Source organism: Vibrio sp. 10N.261.46.A3, from assembly GCF_041472995.1.
In the GTDB taxonomy this organism is placed as follows: domain Bacteria; phylum Pseudomonadota; class Gammaproteobacteria; order Enterobacterales; family Vibrionaceae; genus Vibrio; species Vibrio coralliirubri.
This window is the reverse complement of the sequence record NZ_JBFRRH010000038.1, coordinates 1-19133: the sequence shown is the minus strand read 5'-3', so window position 1 is coordinate 19133 and position 19133 is coordinate 1. Positions and strand designations below refer to the sequence as shown.

Below are 19133 nucleotides of genomic sequence, written 5' to 3'. Positions count from 1 at the left end.
CTCAAGTAAATAGCTTAATGCGTGCCCCTAAGTGAAGCATACAAATTGGGGCCGGTTAGGCGATGAGAATCACTTTAGACAAGAGAAAATATTATGAAAAAATCGATTATTGCTACGCTGCTGATTACTCTAGGTTGTTCATCTGTGGCGCTCGCTGAGCCTATATTTAGTGCGCAAGTACCAGAGAGCATTATTACGCCAAATAAGGTCGAATCTGCCTATTTAGGTGAGCTCAACTATACCGATGGTGCACCGACATTAGAAACGCACGCCAAGGTGCAAGATTTTGTTCAAGTATCTAATGCTGTTCGTGTTTTTCTATCCGGTATTCCAGTTGCTTCAATACAAGGGCTATTGTTGGGGCATGAGAGTATCGGTATGAAGCCAAATCAAACCATCGCAATTTCTGAAGACAACTTAGACGCCAATAGCCTTTGGTTAACAGCGAACACGACGACACCCTATATCACTTCGGAAATAGATGTAAAAAATGGCCCGGTGATTCTAGAGGTTCCTACTCCGGTTATGGGTTTACTCGACAATGCTGCATTTAAATACGTTGATCGAATTGGTGTCACTCACCCAGGCAATGCAGCTAAATCAGGCAAGTATTTTATCCGCCACTCTTCGTGGAAAGGCGACGTTCCAGAAGGGTACATTGAGGTTGTCAGCGAAGGGTATCAGCATTGGCTATTGCTGCGTTTGGTGAGCTCGCCAGAGAGTATGGAACAGAGCATTACAACATTAAAAAATACCACCAAGCTGTATCCGTATGGCAAAGAAGATAAGACCGAGTTCATCAATATTTCTGGCGTCGATTACAACACCATTCATGCTATGGACGAGACGTTCTACGATGAGGTGAATGCACTTATTCAATATGAACCTACCGCTATTTTTGATGCTGAATGGTTATCGTTGGCTAAAGATATCGGAATAGAAAAAGGGCAAGAGTTTGTGCCAAACACGCGTATGCAGCAAATACTGTCGGAAGCCGCAAAAATAGCGACTGCTGAAGTACGCTCAAGCTATTTCCACCCTAAAGAAGAGATGTTTCGCTACGATGATAGACAGTGGTTCACTCCGTTAGTCTCAGGCCATGAATTTAAAGATGAAAATGGCGTAATTAACTCCGGTATGCGAGCAACATTCCACTTCATGGCAACCGGGATTACACCAGATATGGTGACGAAAACCGTAGGAAAAGGATCGGATTATCTGTTGGCGACACGTGATGCCAACAAGGAAGTGTTGGATGGCAGTCTACACTACACGGTGACTTTGCCACCGAATGCACCAGTAGAGCAGTTTTGGTCATTTATGATCTACGATAACCAGACTCGCTCCATGCTAGAGACCGACCAAAAATCTGCTGGTCTTGATGGTTTGAGTGAAGATATTAAGAAGAACAGCGATGGTTCTATCACTGTCCATTTTTCGCCCAATGCTCCTAAAGGAATGGAACATAACTGGGTTCAAACGACGGAAGGTAAAGGTTTTAATATCATCTTCCGCATGTATTCGCCGACAGAAAAGTGGTTTGATAATTCATGGAAACCAAGTGATTTTGTTAAGGTGAAATAGAAGGTGTCGCAAGTTTGAATGCACCCTATAAATGGGTGCATCTTTTCATGTTAAGGTTATTCAGCGCTTAGTACTGTTATTGCTCAATGATAGCTAGAGGATTTATGCGAAAAGACATGTCATATCAGTTGAATCGAGTCGACCTAAATTTGCTGGTGGCCTTTGATACATTGCTTAAAGAACGCAACGTAACCAATGCTGCAAAGGCGTTATTTGTGTCACAGTCGGCCATGAGTCGCAGCTTAAAACGGTTGAGAGAAACCTTTGATGATCCTCTCTTTATCAGAACATCTACGGGCCTAACACCAACATCAAAAGCACTAGAGTTAGGCCAAGAACTGCAACACATTCTGCCGCAGCTAAACGCGTTATTTCAGCGTAATCAATTTGATCCTCGAGAGTGCAACGATACGTTTTCGATCTCTTTACCGACCTTTCTGGGGAGCACCATTCTTCCTAATCTAGCCTTGGGATTATTTGAAGAAGCCCCGGATGTGAACTTGATAGAGATGGCTGCGAAAAGTAACCCTTATGACTTGCTCGACAAGGGTAAGTTAGATTTTGCGATTCATTATGCAAGCTCGTTAGATCAAAAATACCAAGCCACCAAAATAGGGACCATCTATCCCAAATTGTTTGTTAGAAAGGAGCACCCGCTGGTTGGAAGGGCATCAACGTTAGATGAGATCATGCAATACCCAGTGCTTGCTATGAACGTCGAAGAAGACCACAAGCAAGCATTCAACACCCCTTTGCAACAGATCTTATTGGAACTAGAAAGTGATAAACGCCCAAAGCTTCGAAGTACTCAAACTCATGTATTAATGGAAATCGCTTCTCGTTCTGATGCGGTGATTTTTGGCATGAACGCCTTAAATGCATTGCCAGATTTCGATCATCGCTTTGTCGATATTTATGATTTTGTAGACAGCAAGCAATATCACGTAGACCTTTATTTATTGCAGCATCAACGTACATTTACATCTGCTTCCCATCAGTGGATAGCGTCTCGGTTTAATGAGTTGTTGAAGACCATACTCTGAAGAAACGCACTCTAGTGAAACGTCTCTAACCGCTTAACAATTAATGAGTCTCGATGCAATATCGAGACTCATCGCTATCGACTTATACTGGCTTGCCCGCCTCATCTTCTTCAACCACATCGGTTTCTAAACTTGCCTCTGTCAGCCACTTTTGTATCGATGAGCTGTTAAGCACACGTTGTTGATACTGCGATGCCTTCTCTGAAAGCTTGATGCCATAGGTTTCTACGCGCAATGCCACAGGTGCAAACATCGCATCGGCAATCGACCATTCACCAAACAACCATCCTTCAGGGTATTGTTCCATTTGTGTTGACCATATTGCATCAATACGTGCGATGTCTTTCAATGCGTCTTCACTCAGTGTGAGCTTTCTTTTGGCGCGGCAGTTCATCGGCATTTCATTTCTGACGGCAAAGAACCCGGAGTGCATCTCTGCAGAAATGGCTCTTGCACGAGCGCGCTCTTTGGTGGATTTTGGCCATGCTGCACCGTCTAAGTGGGCGTCGTTAACGTATTCGAGAATCGCCAGTGAATCCCACACCGCAACGTCACCATCAACTAAGGTAGGAACCTTGGCCGTTGGCGTCACTTTCGCCAGAGTGTCGTAAAAATCAGAGGTGAAGAGTTTGAGCTTGATGATTTCTGTATTCAGGTTGTAGTTGTCGAATATTAGCCATGCGCGCAATGACCAAGTTGAGTAGTTCTGGTTTCCAATATAAAGCTGCATCGTTGCTTCCTTGCGTTTAGTGGGTATGCTTTGAGCCTTGGGGGCATGCATTTGAGCTTAGGGGATTGTATTACGGCGCACTAACGGATAATTTTGATGCAATACATTAATAAAAACGATGGGTGGTGATTTCAATATGGATATTGATGCTTTGCGAGGCTTTCTCGCGTTTGTAGAAACCAGTAGTTTCACTCGTGCGGCGAAACAGATAAATCGCACCCAATCGGCATTCAGTGCGCAGATGCGTAAGTTGGAAGAAGAGCTCAACGTCACCCTTTTCCAAAAAGAAGGACGTAACTTAATACTCACAGAAGCAGGCTTAGCGCTGCGTTCTCATGCCGAACAGTTAGTCGCCCTCCACAATACCGCGCTTAAGCAAGTAAAGCGTTACGAAGACAAACAACCTCTGCGACTCGGCTGCCCTGAAGACTACAACGACACCATTCTGCCAAAAGTGATTCGCCTGCTGCAGAAAGCAGAACCTACCTGTTCTATTCAAGTATTTAGCCTACCCAGCATTACACTGAGAGAATGGTTGGATGATGGTCGTTTAGATGCCGCGATTGTTACCCGAGCTCCGGATAGTGAAGAAGGTTACTGGCTTACACATGATGTGGGTGTTTGGATAAGCAGTCCTGACTATGCGTTCGATGAGTCTAAACCAGTCCCACTAGCCTTGTTTCAGACCGATTGTAAGTACCACGCAGCGGCAGTGAATGGCTTAACCAAGCAGGGCTCGCCTTATCAGTTATTGGCGTGTAGCAATACGGCTTCTGCACAACGTGCAATCGTTAAAGCCGGATTAGCCATTGGCGCGATGGGTAAGCTGAGCGTGACTTCAGACTTGAAAATACTCGATGATATGCCGCCGTTGCCTTCGGTCGATATTGTGCTGATCCTAGCGAGCAAACACCATCCAGTGTTGGATAAAGAAGTGCTCAATCAACTTGTGGAGTTGGATTCTGAGTAGCTTAGATTCCTTTTCCTATTATAGGATTCCCAAGCTTTTCAGCTTTCGATAAATAGTATTACGGCTGATGCCCAGTATTCGTGAAGTCTTGCTGATATTACCTTGGTTGGCTTGATAGGTTTGCAACAAGGTCTCTTCAACGGTACTTCTTAAATCAGCATTTGACTTACCTTCGATGATACGAGAAGCAGTAATCTGATGATGACTATCTTGAGCTAAAGAGGTGAGGTGCTGAGCAAGGTGGCTTGGTACATGTTCTAGAGTCACTTGTGGTTCGTCGCTCGCGAGTAGGGCGGTGACCTTCAGTAAGTTATCTAATTCTCGGATATTACCCGGCCAAGAATAAGCGCATAGTAAGCTCATCAAGTGAGGGCAGATTGTCTGTTCATCTTCTGCGTATTTTCGGTGAATATTTTTGATTAAAGCGTGCTTGTCTTGTCGGTATTGCAGGCTTGGTAAGGTGAAGGCCAAGCCATTTAGTCTGTAATACAGGTCTTGCCTAAATTCTCCTGTCGCAACTAACTGCTCGAGGTTTTTATGTGTGGCAGCGATGATCTGACAATCAACTTGGTAACTCTGGTTTGAACCTACAGGTACTACGGATTTATCTTGCAGAACATGCAGCAGTCGACACTGAGTCTCCAAAGGCATGTCGGCGATCTCATCTAGAAATAGAATCCCTTTATCTGCTTGGCGGATCTTTCCTTGGAAGCCCTTGTGGCTTGCTCCCGTAAAGGCGCCCGGCGCGTAACCGAACAGTTCAGATTCGATAAGATCTTTCGGTAGTGCTCCACAATTGACGGCAACTAAGGGTGAGGATTTACGCTGGCTCTGTTTGTGTAAGGCTTTAACAAACTCACCTTTTCCAACGCCAGTTTCACCTAAGATCAGCAAGCTGATCCCTTTATCGATGATCTTATTAGCTTGCTGCCAAGCGTGTTCTATCTGTTGTTCGCCATGGTGCAAATCACACGATGCTGAAATAGAACGTGTGCGTTTGGTTGTCGTGCGTTTGAGGTGCTGTTTTTCAAACACAAATGAGGTGTCTAATGAAGTTCGGTTGAAGAGGGTATCAATGCATGCACCAACGATCGAGGTTTGATCCAGCAATTGAGAGGCGACTTGATTATGCGCCACCACCTCACCAGCCTCATTCGCTATTACGATCCCTTGCCAACCACTGTGCAATAACGATTTCTCACACGCGAGATCAATACGAGTCGTGCCTTGTGGGATATGACTCAATAGCTGGTTTTCAACAAGCTGAACCATATTTTGAACGAGTAGCTGCACCGAACTGTCGTGTTGTTGCTGCTCACTGGTAATGTCCAATACGCCAACCATCTGGCCTTGATGATCAAACACCGGGCTTGCTGAACAACTTATAAACCGATGCTGGTGGATGAAGTGCTGTTCGCCAATGATAGTCACTGGTTTGGCTTCCACAATGGCGGTGCCAATCGCGTTGGTACCCTTGAGTTGTTCCTGCCAACACGCACCAGAGCTGAGTGCAATCGAAGTCAGTTTCTCCTTAAACCTTTCTTGGCCCCAACTCGCCAGAATCACCCCTTCAATATCGGTCAAGATCAAGCGACTGTCGGTGCGTGCAAACATCTGATTAAACAGAGGCAGTGCATTGCGCTCGACGATTTGAATCAAGTCAGAAGATTGATGACGTCGTTGCTTAAGGATCGATTGTGGCAGGCGTATATCTTCAGGAAGCCGTCTCTGTTTTAGCCCCGCTTCTGTGCTGCGGTGCCAAGAGGACGAAAGCCAATCTGAGTTTTGTGTGTGTTGAAGTTGCATGACTGTTCCATGTCGTAACAGTGAGGGTGTACCAATTTGGAACAGTTGAACACTGGAGTGGTTTCCATACGTCCGTTCAATGCCAACTCACTTTGGGTTGTAAACGTTTGGTAATCATAGTTTTACAATTTATTAACAACAAGTTTTGAAGTTCTGGCGTGTGATTTGCGTTGTTACTGTTGTGAAGAAAACACGAAGTATCAGTGTTTTAAACAGAAAGTATAAACATGGGCGTCTCGCCATGAGTTCTTTTCTCAAGGGTAGCCGCCACAAAAATAAGACAGCTCTAGCTCAATATCAAATCGAAGAAGGATCTAACTATGATTTACGCACAGCCGGGTAGTGACAACGCAGTGGTGAACTTTAAAGCGCAATACGATAACTTTATCGGTGGCGAGTGGGTGAAGCCTGTCAGCGGCGAGTATTTTGATAACACTTCCCCAGTGAATGGTCAGGTGTATTGCCAAGTGGCACGTTCAACAGGGGCAGACATTAGCTTGGCACTCGATGCCGCGCATGCTGCTCGTGCAAGTTGGGCTTCGACCAGCGTGACTGAACGTTCGAACATCTTACTTAAAATTGCCGATCGCATTGAAGCGAATTTAGAAGAAATCGCGGTCGCCGAGACGTGGGAAAACGGTAAGCCTGTGCGTGAAACTTTGGCAGCAGACATTCCTTTGGTTGTTGATCACTTCCGTTACTTTGCGGGTTGTATTCGTGCGCAAGAAGGCAGCGCAGCCGAGCTCGATTCAAACACCGCGAGTTACCACTTCCCAGAACCAATCGGTGTCGTAGGTCAGATCATTCCTTGGAACTTCCCGATTTTAATGGCGGCTTGGAAATTGGCACCAGCGTTAGCTGCGGGCTGTTGTGTGGTGATGAAGCCAGCGGAGCAAACACCGACATCGATCTTAGTGATGATGGAGAAGATCGCCGATCTTCTGCCTGCAGGCGTAGTCAACATCGTCAATGGTTTTGGTAGCGAAGCGGGCCAAGCATTAGCAACCAGCGATCGTTTGGCTAAATTGGCCTTTACCGGCTCAACAGAAGTCGGCCACCATATCTTAAAATGTGCGGCTGAAAGCTTGATTCCATCAACAGTTGAGCTTGGCGGTAAGTCTCCAAACATCTACTTCCCAGATATCTTTAACCATGAAGACGAATACCTCGATAAGTGTGTCGAAGGCATGCTGCTGGCGTTCTTCAACCAAGGTGAAGTGTGTACCTGTCCATCACGTGTGCTGATCCATGAATCGGTATACGACAAGTTCATCGCCAAGGTGGTCGAGCGTGCTCAAACTATTAAACAAGGTAACCCGCTAGATACTGATACTCAGGTTGGCGCACAAGCTTCAAAAGAGCAGTTCGATAAGATTCTGAGCTACCTTGAGATCGGCCGCCAAGAAGGCGCTAAAGTGCTGACAGGTGGCGAAGTTGCGCAGCAATCTGATGATCTCGGTAATGGTTATTACATCCAGCCAACCATGTTGGAAGGGCACAACAAGATGCGTGTATTCCAAGAAGAGATCTTTGGTCCAGTTATCGCGGTGACGACGTTTAAAGACGAAGCAGAAGCGCTAGAGATAGCCAATGACACCGAATATGGCTTGGGTGCAGGGGTGTGGACGCGTGATGCAAACCTCGCGTATCGCATGGGTCGCAACATTGAAGCGGGGCGTATTTGGGTGAACTGTTACCACGCTTATCCAGCTCATGCCGCGTTTGGTGGTTACAAGAAATCAGGCATCGGCCGTGAGACACATAAGATGATGCTCGACCACTACCAAAATACCAAGAATCTACTGATCAGCTACGATACTAATCCGTTGGGCTTCTTCTAATACAGGTTTGTTTTAAAAGTATGAGAATGAATCATGGGTACAAAGAATAATTAACAACGCAGTTGGCTTAATTAAGAAAAACAAAAAGTGAAAGCAAAACGCCTAACTCATTTGAGTTGGGCGTTTTTATGCTTGAATCGCTCTAGCTTTGCGAAAAGAAGATCTCGGGCTTGTGGACTGGGCCATAGTTGCCTTCTAATTGAGTAAGCTCTAATCCTTGTTTGTCTATCAAAGAGCCGACTAACTGGCGGTTGAACGGGTAGCTGTCGGGGTTGTTAATATACTCTTCAACATCAATCCACTTAGCTTCTGCAATTTCATCTGTGTCTTGAATCGCAATTTCTTGAGTTTGGGCAATAAGGTGGCAAACAAAGTAGAGGTTAGACTTTCCGAATTGATACGGGTGCCTTGTCGCCATGCCAACCACCGAAACGAACGTTGCCTCGATACCGGTTTCTTCCAATGTTTCCCGAACCACCGATTCTTCAATGCCTTCACCCAACTCAATATGACCGCCCGGTAATTTGTATCCTGTCATGCCGTGCTCTTTGATCATCAGAACTTGATTGTGTTCGTTAGTGATTAACGCACCAGCACCCAAGGTGTGGGTCGGAATAAAAGGCACAAACTCGACGATCTCGGATTTATGGATCAGCGTAATCTCGTCTTCTAAGCAGTTGTGAAACACAAAGCCAAGCTCAGTCGCCACCGGAATAAGGTGCGAGAGTGAAATAGGCAAGCTAATCCAAATAATGCCTTTGTTATTCTGCTTTGAAAATGCGGTGATCTCGCTGAGTTCGGCATTGAATGAGTCAGCATTGTGAGGGGTTGTTGCTGGGTCGATGATGATGCCGTTAAATTTGTCGAGCGTAAATTCCACGAGTGTTCCTTTATTATTTTTGATTTATTGGGAGTCGAGCATAGGCTGAGCTTATCGTATCTAAAGAGCTTATAACACCTTGAGAGCAGGGCAGTAGTGAATCAAAAGTAAGCAATGCAGTTTATGTCGACAGGGTTGGGATAAGTGGAGAGTGTTGCTAGAAATAAAAACTGCGCTTGGAAGCCAAAGCGCAGTTTTGAAATAAGGTTTATCGCAGTTCGATTTTAGCGAATATAGTTCGCGTCAATACTCACGTACCAGTGCTGAAGCTTGCCATCAGATTTCTTGATCCACAAATCGTTGGTGTAGCTATCAATCTTGCCGTTAACCGTAAGGTTGAATGTGTTCTCGTCGAATTCGCCAAGCTTCACGAACTGGTCCGTGGTAATCAGGAACGGATCCATGTCGTCTACACCAACCACATCTGAAATTACATAGTAGTGGTAAGTCAGTGGCTTGCTCGCATCATTCGGGTTGCTGCGATACGCCACAAGCTTGAATGGTTCCGTTAATGGAACGTCGAGCGTTTGCTTGTCCATGGTCGCTGGAATCGGAATAAACAGCCAAGCGGTAAATAGACCGCTCAATAAAACCATCAGGAAGAAAAGAGTCTTAATTGCTTTCATAGCAACCTTCAAAATATGGGGGATGTTAATGGGGTTATGGTAACTAGGGAGAGTAAAGATGCAAGCTCTGTTATTACCCTATCTTATCTCAGCTTAATCTAGCGCAAAGAAAGCGGTTCGGTTAACTCGAAATGGAAACACGAGTGCTTAACTCATGATTATGGCTTAAGAGAATTCGTTATTTGAACCAATCTTTGTTTTTAACCAGTCTCTCGAAACAAGGCGAAGAACTGTCGCGAAATGACCTATATAGATAAAACTTAGTACGATAAGAGTAGCGCATGAATATTTTTTGAGCGTTTTCTTATGCATTTAAATCCACGGTTAAGTGGTGAATACCATTCTTATGTCGATCACTCATTTCGTATCGATTGCTCACTCGGCTCTAATCCATTTGGCGCACCAGAGATCCCTGAGCATGTGGTTAAAGAGATAATTTACGGTATTGATAAGTACTATTGCCACAGGGAGCTTTCGGAGCTGACTTATCTGACTCGCCAGTTTATTGGGATTGAAGATTGTCGTATTACGTACACCACGGGCTCTCTTGGGGCGCTAGAACTTATCTTCAATAAACTTATCGATCACAACAATCGCACCATGATAGGCATTGGCCCTCAGTTTGTTGAAGCAGTATCTGAGTTCACTTTGGTGGGCGGGAAGTACCAGTCCATCAACATGTTTGATTATCAAAACGAGTCGGATCTGTTCGGTGTATTGGCATCAAAAATAAGCAGCCAAAAGCCGGCCTTGGTGTATATCGATAATCCCAACAACCCAACGGGCCGAATCTACGACAGATCTTATTTGGTTGAGATAGCGAAAGCATGTGAGAGTTCTGGCGCTATTTTGATTGTCGATGAGGCCTATGGTGAATACCTGACCCCTGAGCAGTCTATGCTCGATCAAACCTTGGTCTTGGACAACTTAATAGTTTTACGAACCTTTTCTAAGGGCTTAGGCCTTGCAGGGATTCGACTCGGTTACTTAGCCAGCAGTGAAAACCTGACTTCTGCAATCGAAGCTGCGGTGAGTGTGTTTACGCCGACTTACCCTTCAATAAAAATCGCATCGGCGACCCTACCCAATGCGAAACACTTCTTAGAAATGAACCTCAGCAAAACTGAATACTTTAAGCAGCAAATGATCGGCTTGTTGTCTGAGCACAATATTGAAGTGCTTGGCACGTCAATATCAACGCCCATTATGTTGCTGAAAAAGACAGGAACTAACCTTTCAAAGCTATTTGAGAATATCGGCATTAAGACATGTTCAGGTGTCGATTTTGCTATTACGTGCGACGCGATGACTGAAGAGTATGTTCGATTACGAATTGTTGGCAATGATATAGATTTAGAAGCGTTAAAGCAGCGTATTCAGCAGCTATAAAAGCAACAGTAATAAAATCAGTAGGCATAAAAAAGCCCGCACCTTGCGTTTACAAGGTGCGGGCTAAATTCATCTGGCTACTTGTTCAAGTAAGCAGCGTGGAACTCAATGTGTTCATCAATAAAGCTAGAGATGAAGTAGTAGCTGTGGTCGTAACCTGGCTGCATACGTAGCTCTAAATCGGCATTGGTTATCTTAGCGGCTTCGACCAATTGCTCAGGTTTAAGCTGTTCAATCAGGAAGTTATCGGCTTCACCTTGGTCTACCAACATTGGCAGTTTAGTGCCTTTGGTTTTTAGAAGCTCAGAAGCGTCGTAGTGTTTCCACTCTTCAATATCTAAGCCTAGGTATTGGTTGAAGGCTTTTTGTCCCCAAGGGCATTGCATTGGGTTGGTGATTGGGCTGAATGCAGAGATAGAACGGTAGCTATCTTCGTTTTTAATGCCAATCGTTAGGGCACCGTGTCCGCCCATGCTGTGACCAGAAATCGATTTTACAGATGTCACAGGGAAGAAAGATTCAATCAGTGCTGGGAGCTCTGTTACCACGTAGTCGTACATGTGGTAATGGCTGTCCCATGGCGCTTGGGTTGCATTCACGTAGAAGCCTGCACCTTGGCCGAGATCGTAATTTTCATCGTCGGCAACACCTTCGCCACGTGGGCTAGTGTCTGGTGCAACAATCGCGATGCCTTGCTCAGCCGCGGCTTTGAAAGCGCCGGCTTTTTGCATGAAGTTTTCATCGGTACAGGTTAAGCCTGATAACCAATACAAAACAGGAACTGGGTTTTCTTTGCTTGCGTTAGGTGGTAAGAAAATCGCAAAACGCATGTTGCAGTCAAGCGTTGCAGAAAAGTGGGTGTATTGTTTGTGCCAACCACCAGCAACCTTTGCTTGGCTAATGTTTTCGATTGTCATCTATTGTGCTCCGTTAGGTTGATGGTTTGGGAGTAAATTTGTCTGTATTACATAAAGTTTCACCACCCACCGGGCAGGAGGTGGTGAAGACAGTTTCGCTCTGATGTTTAAGTCAGAACTGTGGTCTCGATACCGAGGTATCGAGACCAAGGGGAATTACTTATCCATGTGTAGAACAGTACGAATAGATTCACCTTTGTGCATTAGGTCGAATGCTTCGTTAACGTCTTGCAGACCCATTGTGTGAGTAATGAACTCTTGAAGACCAAACTCACCCGCCATGTAACGGTTCACGATTTCTGGAAGCTCAGAGCGGCCTTTAACACCACCGAAAGCAGAACCACGCCATACACGACCAGTTACTAGTTGGAATGGACGAGTTGCTATCTCTTGGCCTGCACCTGCAACACCAATGATGACTGATTCGCCCCAACCTTTGTGACAGCACTCAAGCGCTTGACGCATCACGTTTACGTTACCGATGCACTCGAAAGAGTACTCAACACCACCGTCTGTCATCTCAACGATAACGTCTTGGATTGGTTTGTCGAACTTAGTTGGGTTGATGCAGTCAGTCGCGCCTAGCTGTTTTGCTAGCTCGAATTTGCTCTCGTTGATATCAACACCGATGATGCGGTTAGCACCAGCCATGCGAGCACCAATGATTGCAGAAAGACCGATACCGCCTAGGCCGAATACAGCAACGTTGTCGCCTTTTTCAACTTTAGCTGTGTTCAGTACAGCGCCCATACCTGTTGTTACACCACAACCTAGAAGACAAACTTCTTCAAGTGGCGCTTCTTTGCTTACTTTCGCTAGAGAGATTTCTGGAAGTACAGTGTACTCAGAGAAAGTAGAGCAGCCCATGTAATGGAAAATTGTTTCGCCATTGATAGAGAAGCGGCTTGTACCGTCTGGCATTAGGCCTTTACCTTGCGTTTCACGAACGGCTTGGCATAGGTTAGTTTTACCAGACTTACAGAATTTACATTCGCCACATTCTGCTGTGTAAAGTGGGATAACGTGGTCGCCAACTTCAACACTGGTAACGCCTTCGCCGATCATTTCAACGATACCGCCACCTTCGTGACCAAGAATAGAAGGGAAGATACCTTCTGGATCGTCACCTGATAATGTGAATGCGTCAGTATGACAAACACCAGTAGCAACGATGCGAACTAGAACCTCACCAGCTTTAGGAAGTTGTACATCAACTTCTTCCATTTTTAGTGGCTCGCCAGCTGCCCATGCAACCATTGCTTTTGATTTGATATGCGTTTGACCAGGTTTAATTTCGATTGTCATTGGATGTTTCCTATATATGTCAGTACAGCGGATAACTGTGCAATTAAATTCAACCCGTTAAGCGTAGTCGAGCTTAATTGTTTCCGCTCTCTCGTTTTGTTGGAGCTAGTATAGGTGTGAGTACGTGTTTTGATAATCCCCTTAAATAGAAAATGATTATTACACATTTGTAATAATGGATATGGATCAATGAATTTTCTTATTGGCAACTATCTTAGTCAGAGCGACTCAGGTTTTGAGGACATGTGACTTATCTAAACGGTCTGAATACATTGCCTTTACTGATGTTTAGGTGGAGGTTTTATGGTGATTTATATATTAACCTTCGATTCGTATTGTTGAACTATCAGCTTTTAAGATGAATGGTAACTTGTTGAATTTTAACGATTGAAGCAATGTCGCATAAGCGTTCGTTGTGCGACGTTTTGTAAGATATAAGAAACAATAGTGTCATTTTTCTCATCTAGTCTCCTCGCCAAATTTTGAGTTCTAACTTTTTGGGAAGAGAAAATGAAAAAGAGTACATTGACCGTACTGTCAGGCTTAATAGCGGCCACATTAGCTGGTTGTAATTCAAGTTCACCAAGTGACGACAGCGGCAATCTAGATAGCGCAGTGCAAGTCGCATTCATGCCTGATATCCATTTCCATGATGTCTACGGCAAATTTGAAGATGGTTCGTTCGCTGGCTTACCGAATTCCATGAGTAATAAAAACGCTACGATCAGAACGATGGAGTCTCAGATGAACTCTACTCGTCTATTTAATGAAAACTACTTTGCGATGATAGCGGCGCTTGATGATGTGGTTGAGCGTGGCGTTAAATACGTAGCCTTGCCTGGTGACTTTAGTGATGACGGCCAGCCGATTCATATGCGTGGCTTGGTGAGCATTTTTGATCACTACCGCGAGACTCATGGTCTTGAGTTTTTTGCAGCGCCAGGCAACCACGATCCAGTGCGTCCATTTACAATCCCTGCAGGTAAATCTGATTACCTAGGCGAGGGTGGTAAGAAGCAGCGTATCTATAGCCGAGGTAAAGAAGAGTGTGTTGGTTATGACGATGAGTGGACGACTATTCCCGGTGAAGGTGACAACTTAGCAACCATCTGTACTGAAGAAGTACGTGAATGGGGCTATGAAGAGATCATGAGTATCCTAGGCACTCACGGCTTCTACCCTCAGCAAGACTATCTCTACTTTGAAACGCCTTACAGCAGCGACCAAGCTCGAGCTAGTTACAGCTATGATTTAGCTAAAGAAGAAGCGGCTTTTGATAAGCGCATGTACGAGATCTGTTATGAAGGTACGGGTGGTAGCTATAAAGAAAGTGGTTACTCAAGCTGCTCTGAAGTGCCGGATACCAGTTATTTAGTAGAGCCTGTGAAAGGGCTTTGGTTGTTGGCGATCGACGCGAACGTTTATCGCCCGAAAGAAAACTCGTCTGATAGCTCTGTCGATGGAAACACGTTTGATGGTTCAAGCAGCGCTGGTTACAACATGATGCTGACTCACAAAGAACATGTGATTGATTGGATCTCTGATGTTGTAAAAGCCGCGAAAGAGCAGAACAAGACGCTGGTGTCTTTCTCGCACTTCCCAATGACCGACTTCTACAACGGCGCTTCTGAAGAGATTGAAGATCTGTTTGGCGAAGGAAGCCATCAACTGGCTCGTGAACCGGATGACGATACCAGCCGCGCATTAGCTGCTACTGGTCTAAATATCCACGTTGGTGGCCACATGCACTTTAACGATACGGGTAAGAAGAGCTTCAATATTGATGGTGTACAGCACACTCTATTTAATATCCAAGCACCATCGCTAGCGGGCTATATTCCTGCCTACAAACTGTTGAACATTCGCCCTGATAACCAGATTGAAGTTGAGACGGTGGTCATCGATCAAGTTAAACGTTATAACGAGCTATTCAGTCACTATGCAGAAGAGCATGAATACCTTACTCAAGCTGCAAATGGAGATCCTGATGCAGAAGCTAAGATTTGGAACAAAGATATTCTGAATTCAGAGAGCTACTACGAACTGACCGATTGGCACATCCGCGAACTAACACGTCTACGCTTCCTTCCGGGTGACTGGCCGTTAGAGATGCGCGCTATGATCATGGAAATGAACGGCGAAGAGATGATGATCATGTCTCAGCTAGAAACTAATTTTACGGTTTGCCAGTTAGCTGATGAAATGAATTATCCAGTCGAGGGTTGTGTTGCAAATGGAGTAGACGACTATGAACAATTTCAACAAGACTGGGAAGCAGCGAAAGTTGAAGCTGACGCTATTGCATCTCAAGAAGGTCTAGTGCTTGAAGATTTTGCAGAATGGAGTGGTGAGTTGCTAGCGACTGACTTCTACCGCTTACGCAATGCAGACGAACTGGCATTCCGTGATATCGGTGAAACACAATTGCGCCAATATGAGTTGCTGAGTCGTGAACTTTCAGAGTTCGATGGCACGGTGGATTCAGAACTGGGTGACCTTGGCCAATATACCGTTGGTGAAGTGTTCCGTTCTCGTTTTGGTAGTTTGTTCGTGATTCTTGAAAAATTCGCAACAGGCCAAGCAAGTGACCACTTCTTGATTGATATCGACCAGCAAACCCTGACCGATCTGAAAGGTGAAGTGAAGCGCGATATCCTAAGAGGTTCATCATCAGCAAATTAAGCTACTTAGATTGTTAGCGGATTAACCAATTAGCTTATTAAAAAAGAGCTCTACACATGATGTTGTAGGGCTCTTTTTGTCTTTCTGTCCTTCGATTGAATGAACCATCACACTTAAGAATTTTTAAGGTACGTCATAATAATTGCTTACTGAAAATCGCATGAATTGGAAATAAAACTACAATATTCTGAGCGCCGTATTTAATGTTGTGGACTCAAACATGCTTTTATCTCTTCCGCCTCCAGTGATGCTGTCACTCGCCATCGTGCTTGAAGTTGTCGCGACTTCTCTATTGCCAAAAACGCAGCAATTTACTTCCCTTCCTGCTACCGCCGCAGTGTTAGTCGGTTATGGCTTTGCTTTTTATCTGTTGTCTCTCACGGTTCAAACCATGTCTTTGGGTGTTGCCTATGCGATTTGGTGTGGGGCAGGGATAGTGTTGGTCGCGGCGTTGTCTTGGTTGGTCTACGGGCAAAAGCTAGACATCTACGCGATCATTGGCATCGCTTTGATTCTGTCGGGCGTGGTGATCATCAACCTGTTTTCAACGTCGGTGAGTCACTAAGAGTCGACTCCCTACTTCTGAAGGAACAAACTAATTGGAATCTAGAGTAGTTAACCTTCAACTTAAGGTATTGAATATAATATAGTAATTCCAATTAATGCATTTTGTGCATGTATTTTATGAAAACAGCTCACTTTACTCATAGATTGGTCGGTTTAGTATAGCCAGCAGAAACCAATGATTATAAATAATCATCGATATTGTCTGTTTATCAATAACTTAGGAGGTCATTATGACTATTCCGACAACCGATATGATGGAAGCTTGGGCGGGATTTCAAGCTGGCGACTGGCAAACATCCGTTAATGCACGTGATTTTATTCAGCGAAACTACACCCCTTATGAAGGTGATGAATCTTTTCTTGCGGACGTGTCGGAGTCGACGACACAGCTATGGGAATCGGTGCTAGAAGGTATTAAAGAAGAAAGCCGCACTCATGCCCCTGTCGATTTTGATACTGATATCGTTTCCACTATCACCTCACACGATGCCGGTTACATTGCAAAAAACCTCGAAAAAATCGTGGGTCTACAAACCGATAAACCACTAAAACGCGGCATCATCGCTAATGGTGGCATTCGAATGGTGAAAACGTCGTGCGAAGTGTACGGTCGTGAATTAGAGCCACAAATCGAAAAGATCTTCACTGAATACCGCAAAACGCATAACCAAGTAGCGTTCGATCTTTATACCGACGAAATTAAGGCATGTCGCCGTTCTGGTATTATTACTGGTCTGCCGGATGCTTATGGTCGTGGACGCATTATTGGCGACTACCGTCGTCTTGCTTTATACGGTATCGACTTCCTAAAATCAGACAAAAATGAGCAGTTCAAATCGACTCAGAAGATGCTTGAAACGGGTGGTGATTTAGATAAAACATTGCGTCTACGTGAAGAGCTTACTGATCAAATTCGTGCCCTTGATGAAATGCGAGAAATGGGTTTGAAGTACGGCATTGATATGTCTTCTCCTGCTCGTACTGCGCAAGAAGCAATCCAATTTACCTATTTTGGTTACTTAGCTGCGGTTAAGTCTCAAAATGGTGCTGCGATGTCGCTAGGACGCACATCAACCTTCCTAGATGTTTACATCGAACGTGACCTTAAACTTGGTCTGATTGATGAAAAACAAGCGCAAGAGTTGATTGACCATTTCATTATGAAGCTTCGTATGGTTCGTTTCCTACGCACACCTGAATACGATTCATTGTTCTCTGGCGACCCAATTTGGGCAACGGAAGCAATGGCAGGTATGGGCGTTGATGGTCGTACTCTTGTTAGCAAAACGACTTTCCGCTACTTGCATACATTGCACACGATGGGCCCAGCACCAGAGCCGAATATGACGGTTCTATGGTCTGAACAACTGCCTATCGCGTTTAAACAATACGCGGCTAAAGTGTCTATCGAAACCTCATCACTTCAGTATGAGAACGATGATCTAATGCGTGCGGATTTTGATAACGACGATTACGCGATTGCGTGTTGTGTGAGCCCACAGGTGGTTGGCCAACATATGCAGTTCTTTGGTGCTCGTGCAAACCTTGCCAAAGCGCTGCTTTACACCATTAACGGTGGTGTTGATGAAAAATCTAACATGCAGGTTGGTCCTCAAGTTGCTCGTATCGAAGATGAAGTTCTCGATTTTGACCGCTTAATGCCTCGCTTTGATGACATGATGGATTGGCTTGCAACGCAATACGTCACTGCGCTGAACGTGATCCATTACTCGCATGACCGTTACAGCTATGAAGCATCGTTAATGGCATTAATGGATCGCGATGTTCATCGCACAATGGCTTGTGGTATTGCTGGGCTGTCGGTTGTTGCTGACTCGTTAGCGGCCATCAAATACGCGAAGGTAACACCAGTACGTAACGAAGATGGCATCGCTGTCGACTTTGAGATTGAAGGCGAATATCCGAAATTCGGTAATAACGATTCACGTGTCGATGATATTGCTTGTGATTTGGTTGAACGTTTTATGAAGAAAATTCAGAAAATGAATACCTACCGTGAAGCGGTTCCAACTCAATCTATCCTTACGATTACTTCAAACGTTGTATATGGTAAAAAAACCGGCAACACGCCAGATGGTCGCCGCGCAGGTATGCCATTTGGTCCGGGCGCAAACCCAATGCACGGTCGTGACGAGAAAGGTGCGGTGGCTTCACTGTCTTCGGTTGCCAAACTGCCGTTCGAGTACGCTAAAGATGGTATCTCTTACACCTTCTCAATCGTACCAAATGCACTGGGTAAAGATGACCTAAGCCAAAAAGTGAACCTAGCAGCACTAATGGATGGTTACTTTCACCACGAGGAAAAAGCAGGATCGATTCGTGTTGAGGGTGGACAACATCTTAACGTTAACGTGCTTAACCGTGACATGTTGTTGGATGCCGTCGAACATCCAGAAAAATACCCACAGTTAACTATCCGAGTGTCGGGTTACGCTGTGCGATTCAACTCGCTAACACGTGAGCAGCAACAAGATGTAATTAGCCGTACGTTTACTGCTAAGATCTAACCGTAAACTTCAAGTCATACGGTTCTAAAAAAGCGCGAGAATGACATCCGTCTCTCGCGCTTTTTTGTGTGTCGAGTATGGCGCTAATGATGTCATTGGACGCGCGTTGTGTTGGTTAGACTCGGGCAAAACTGATATTTACGCAATGATTGGAATTACTTTGACTGTGTCTGGTGGTCACTAGGGCCTCTAACTTATTTTTGTCGGGTGGACGACACCTGTTACCAAGTGCCGTCTCCCTAAGAACCCAGCGTGCAACTTTCAC

The 19133-nt window shown here is 45.0% G+C and carries 15 protein-coding genes; 9 read left to right on the top strand and 6 right to left on the bottom strand.

Going from position 1 to position 19133, the window contains the following annotated elements; all coding sequences use genetic code 11:
• Positions 1-93: 93 nt before the first annotated feature.
• Positions 94-1584, top strand: coding sequence for a DUF1254 domain-containing protein (locus tag AB4484_RS10750; RefSeq protein WP_372078020.1), 1491 nt, complete (start codon positions 94-96; stop codon positions 1582-1584).
• Between the two features lie 104 nt (positions 1585-1688).
• Positions 1689-2627, top strand: a complete 939-nt coding sequence (locus tag AB4484_RS10745) for a LysR family transcriptional regulator (RefSeq protein ID WP_048613734.1) — start codon at positions 1689-1691, stop codon at positions 2625-2627.
• Between the two features lie 82 nt (positions 2628-2709).
• On the opposite strand, the gene AB4484_RS10740 is transcribed toward AB4484_RS10745, so the two are convergent.
• A complete protein-coding gene (locus tag AB4484_RS10740; protein WP_372078017.1) occupies positions 2710-3357 on the bottom strand; it encodes a glutathione S-transferase family protein in 648 nt (215 codons plus the stop codon).
• A 118-nt stretch (positions 3358-3475) separates the two neighbouring features.
• On the opposite strand from AB4484_RS10740, the gene AB4484_RS10735 reads away from it, so the two are divergent.
• Complete coding sequence (locus AB4484_RS10735) at positions 3476-4327, top strand: LysR family transcriptional regulator (protein ID WP_372078015.1); 852 nt, start codon at positions 3476-3478, stop codon at positions 4325-4327.
• An 18-nt stretch (positions 4328-4345) separates the two neighbouring features.
• Here AB4484_RS10735 and AB4484_RS10730 read toward each other — a convergent pair whose 3' ends face one another.
• The gene (locus tag AB4484_RS10730; RefSeq protein ID WP_372078013.1) at positions 4346-6133 is read right to left on the bottom strand and encodes a sigma-54-dependent Fis family transcriptional regulator; all 1788 of its coding nucleotides are present in this window, start codon (positions 6131-6133) and stop codon (positions 4346-4348) included.
• A gap of 320 nt (positions 6134-6453) precedes the next feature.
• Between AB4484_RS10730 and AB4484_RS10725 the strand changes: the two genes are divergently transcribed.
• A complete protein-coding gene (locus AB4484_RS10725) occupies positions 6454-7974 on the top strand; it encodes an aldehyde dehydrogenase family protein (protein WP_372078011.1) in 1521 nt (506 codons plus the stop codon).
• A gap of 142 nt (positions 7975-8116) precedes the next feature.
• Here AB4484_RS10725 and AB4484_RS10720 read toward each other — a convergent pair whose 3' ends face one another.
• Together AB4484_RS10720 and AB4484_RS10715 are read right to left on the bottom strand one after the other, a co-directional pair.
• A complete protein-coding gene (locus AB4484_RS10720; RefSeq protein ID WP_372078009.1) occupies positions 8117-8854 on the bottom strand; it encodes an NUDIX domain-containing protein in 738 nt (245 codons plus the stop codon).
• A 224-nt stretch (positions 8855-9078) separates the two neighbouring features.
• Positions 9079-9480: a hypothetical protein gene (locus AB4484_RS10715; RefSeq protein WP_048613745.1), complete on the bottom strand. Its 402-nt coding sequence runs from the start codon at positions 9478-9480 to the stop codon at positions 9079-9081.
• Positions 9481-9786: 306 nt separating this feature from the next.
• Between AB4484_RS10715 and AB4484_RS10710 the strand changes: the two genes are divergently transcribed.
• Entirely contained in the window at positions 9787-10869 is a 1083-nt protein-coding gene (locus AB4484_RS10710) for an aminotransferase class I/II-fold pyridoxal phosphate-dependent enzyme (protein WP_372078007.1), read from the top strand.
• A 77-nt stretch (positions 10870-10946) separates the two neighbouring features.
• On the opposite strand, the gene fghA is transcribed toward AB4484_RS10710, so the two are convergent.
• On the bottom strand, positions 10947-11786 hold the full coding sequence (gene fghA / locus AB4484_RS10705; RefSeq protein ID WP_372078005.1) for an S-formylglutathione hydrolase: 840 nt from the start codon (positions 11784-11786) through the stop codon (positions 10947-10949).
• Positions 11787-11942: 156 nt separating this feature from the next.
• On the bottom strand, positions 11943-13091 hold the full coding sequence (locus AB4484_RS10700; RefSeq protein ID WP_171307310.1) for an S-(hydroxymethyl)glutathione dehydrogenase/class III alcohol dehydrogenase: 1149 nt from the start codon (positions 13089-13091) through the stop codon (positions 11943-11945).
• A gap of 510 nt (positions 13092-13601) precedes the next feature.
• Between AB4484_RS10700 and AB4484_RS10695 the strand changes: the two genes are divergently transcribed.
• The 4 genes from AB4484_RS10695 to AB4484_RS10680 all read left to right on the top strand — a co-directional run bounded on the left by AB4484_RS10695 (position 13602) and on the right by AB4484_RS10680 (position 19052).
• Positions 13602-15773, top strand: coding sequence for a metallophosphoesterase (locus tag AB4484_RS10695; protein ID WP_372078003.1), 2172 nt, complete (start codon positions 13602-13604; stop codon positions 15771-15773).
• A 220-nt stretch (positions 15774-15993) separates the two neighbouring features.
• Positions 15994-16338 carry a multidrug efflux SMR transporter gene (locus AB4484_RS10690; protein WP_017069768.1) on the top strand — a complete coding sequence of 115 codons (345 nt, stop codon included), beginning with the start codon at positions 15994-15996 and terminating at the stop codon, positions 16336-16338.
• A 232-nt stretch (positions 16339-16570) separates the two neighbouring features.
• Entirely contained in the window at positions 16571-18868 is a 2298-nt protein-coding gene (gene pflB, locus AB4484_RS10685) for a formate C-acetyltransferase (RefSeq protein ID WP_372078002.1), read from the top strand.
• A gap of 40 nt (positions 18869-18908) precedes the next feature.
• Entirely contained in the window at positions 18909-19052 is a 144-nt protein-coding gene (locus tag AB4484_RS10680; RefSeq protein WP_372078000.1) for a hypothetical protein, read from the top strand.
• Positions 19053-19133 lie beyond the last annotated feature (81 nt).

What these genes read in the sequence shown, in the direction of transcription:
- AB4484_RS10750 (WP_372078020.1), top strand. Translation starts at nt 94, where the DNA reads ATGAAAAAATCGATTATTGCTACGCTGCTGATTACTCTAGGTTGTTCA.
- AB4484_RS10745 (WP_048613734.1), top strand. Translation starts at nt 1,689, where the DNA reads ATGCGAAAAGACATGTCATATCAGTTGAATCGAGTCGACCTAAATTTG.
- AB4484_RS10740 (WP_372078017.1), bottom strand. Translation starts at nt 3,357, where the DNA reads ATGCAGCTTTATATTGGAAACCAGAACTACTCAACTTGGTCATTGCGC.
- AB4484_RS10735 (WP_372078015.1), top strand. Translation starts at nt 3,476, where the DNA reads ATGGGTGGTGATTTCAATATGGATATTGATGCTTTGCGAGGCTTTCTC.
- AB4484_RS10730 (WP_372078013.1), bottom strand. Translation starts at nt 6,133, where the DNA reads ATGCAACTTCAACACACACAAAACTCAGATTGGCTTTCGTCCTCTTGG.
- AB4484_RS10725 (WP_372078011.1), top strand. Translation starts at nt 6,454, where the DNA reads ATGATTTACGCACAGCCGGGTAGTGACAACGCAGTGGTGAACTTTAAA.
- AB4484_RS10715 (WP_048613745.1), bottom strand. Translation starts at nt 9,480, where the DNA reads ATGAAAGCAATTAAGACTCTTTTCTTCCTGATGGTTTTATTGAGCGGT.
- AB4484_RS10710 (WP_372078007.1), top strand. Translation starts at nt 9,787, where the DNA reads ATGCATTTAAATCCACGGTTAAGTGGTGAATACCATTCTTATGTCGAT.
- fghA (WP_372078005.1), bottom strand. Translation starts at nt 11,786, where the DNA reads ATGACAATCGAAAACATTAGCCAAGCAAAGGTTGCTGGTGGTTGGCAC.
- AB4484_RS10700 (WP_171307310.1), bottom strand. Translation starts at nt 13,091, where the DNA reads ATGACAATCGAAATTAAACCTGGTCAAACGCATATCAAATCAAAAGCA.
- AB4484_RS10695 (WP_372078003.1), top strand. Translation starts at nt 13,602, where the DNA reads ATGAAAAAGAGTACATTGACCGTACTGTCAGGCTTAATAGCGGCCACA.
- AB4484_RS10690 (WP_017069768.1), top strand. Translation starts at nt 15,994, where the DNA reads ATGCTTTTATCTCTTCCGCCTCCAGTGATGCTGTCACTCGCCATCGTG.
- pflB (WP_372078002.1), top strand. Translation starts at nt 16,571, where the DNA reads ATGACTATTCCGACAACCGATATGATGGAAGCTTGGGCGGGATTTCAA.
- AB4484_RS10680 (WP_372078000.1), top strand. Translation starts at nt 18,909, where the DNA reads ATGACATCCGTCTCTCGCGCTTTTTTGTGTGTCGAGTATGGCGCTAAT.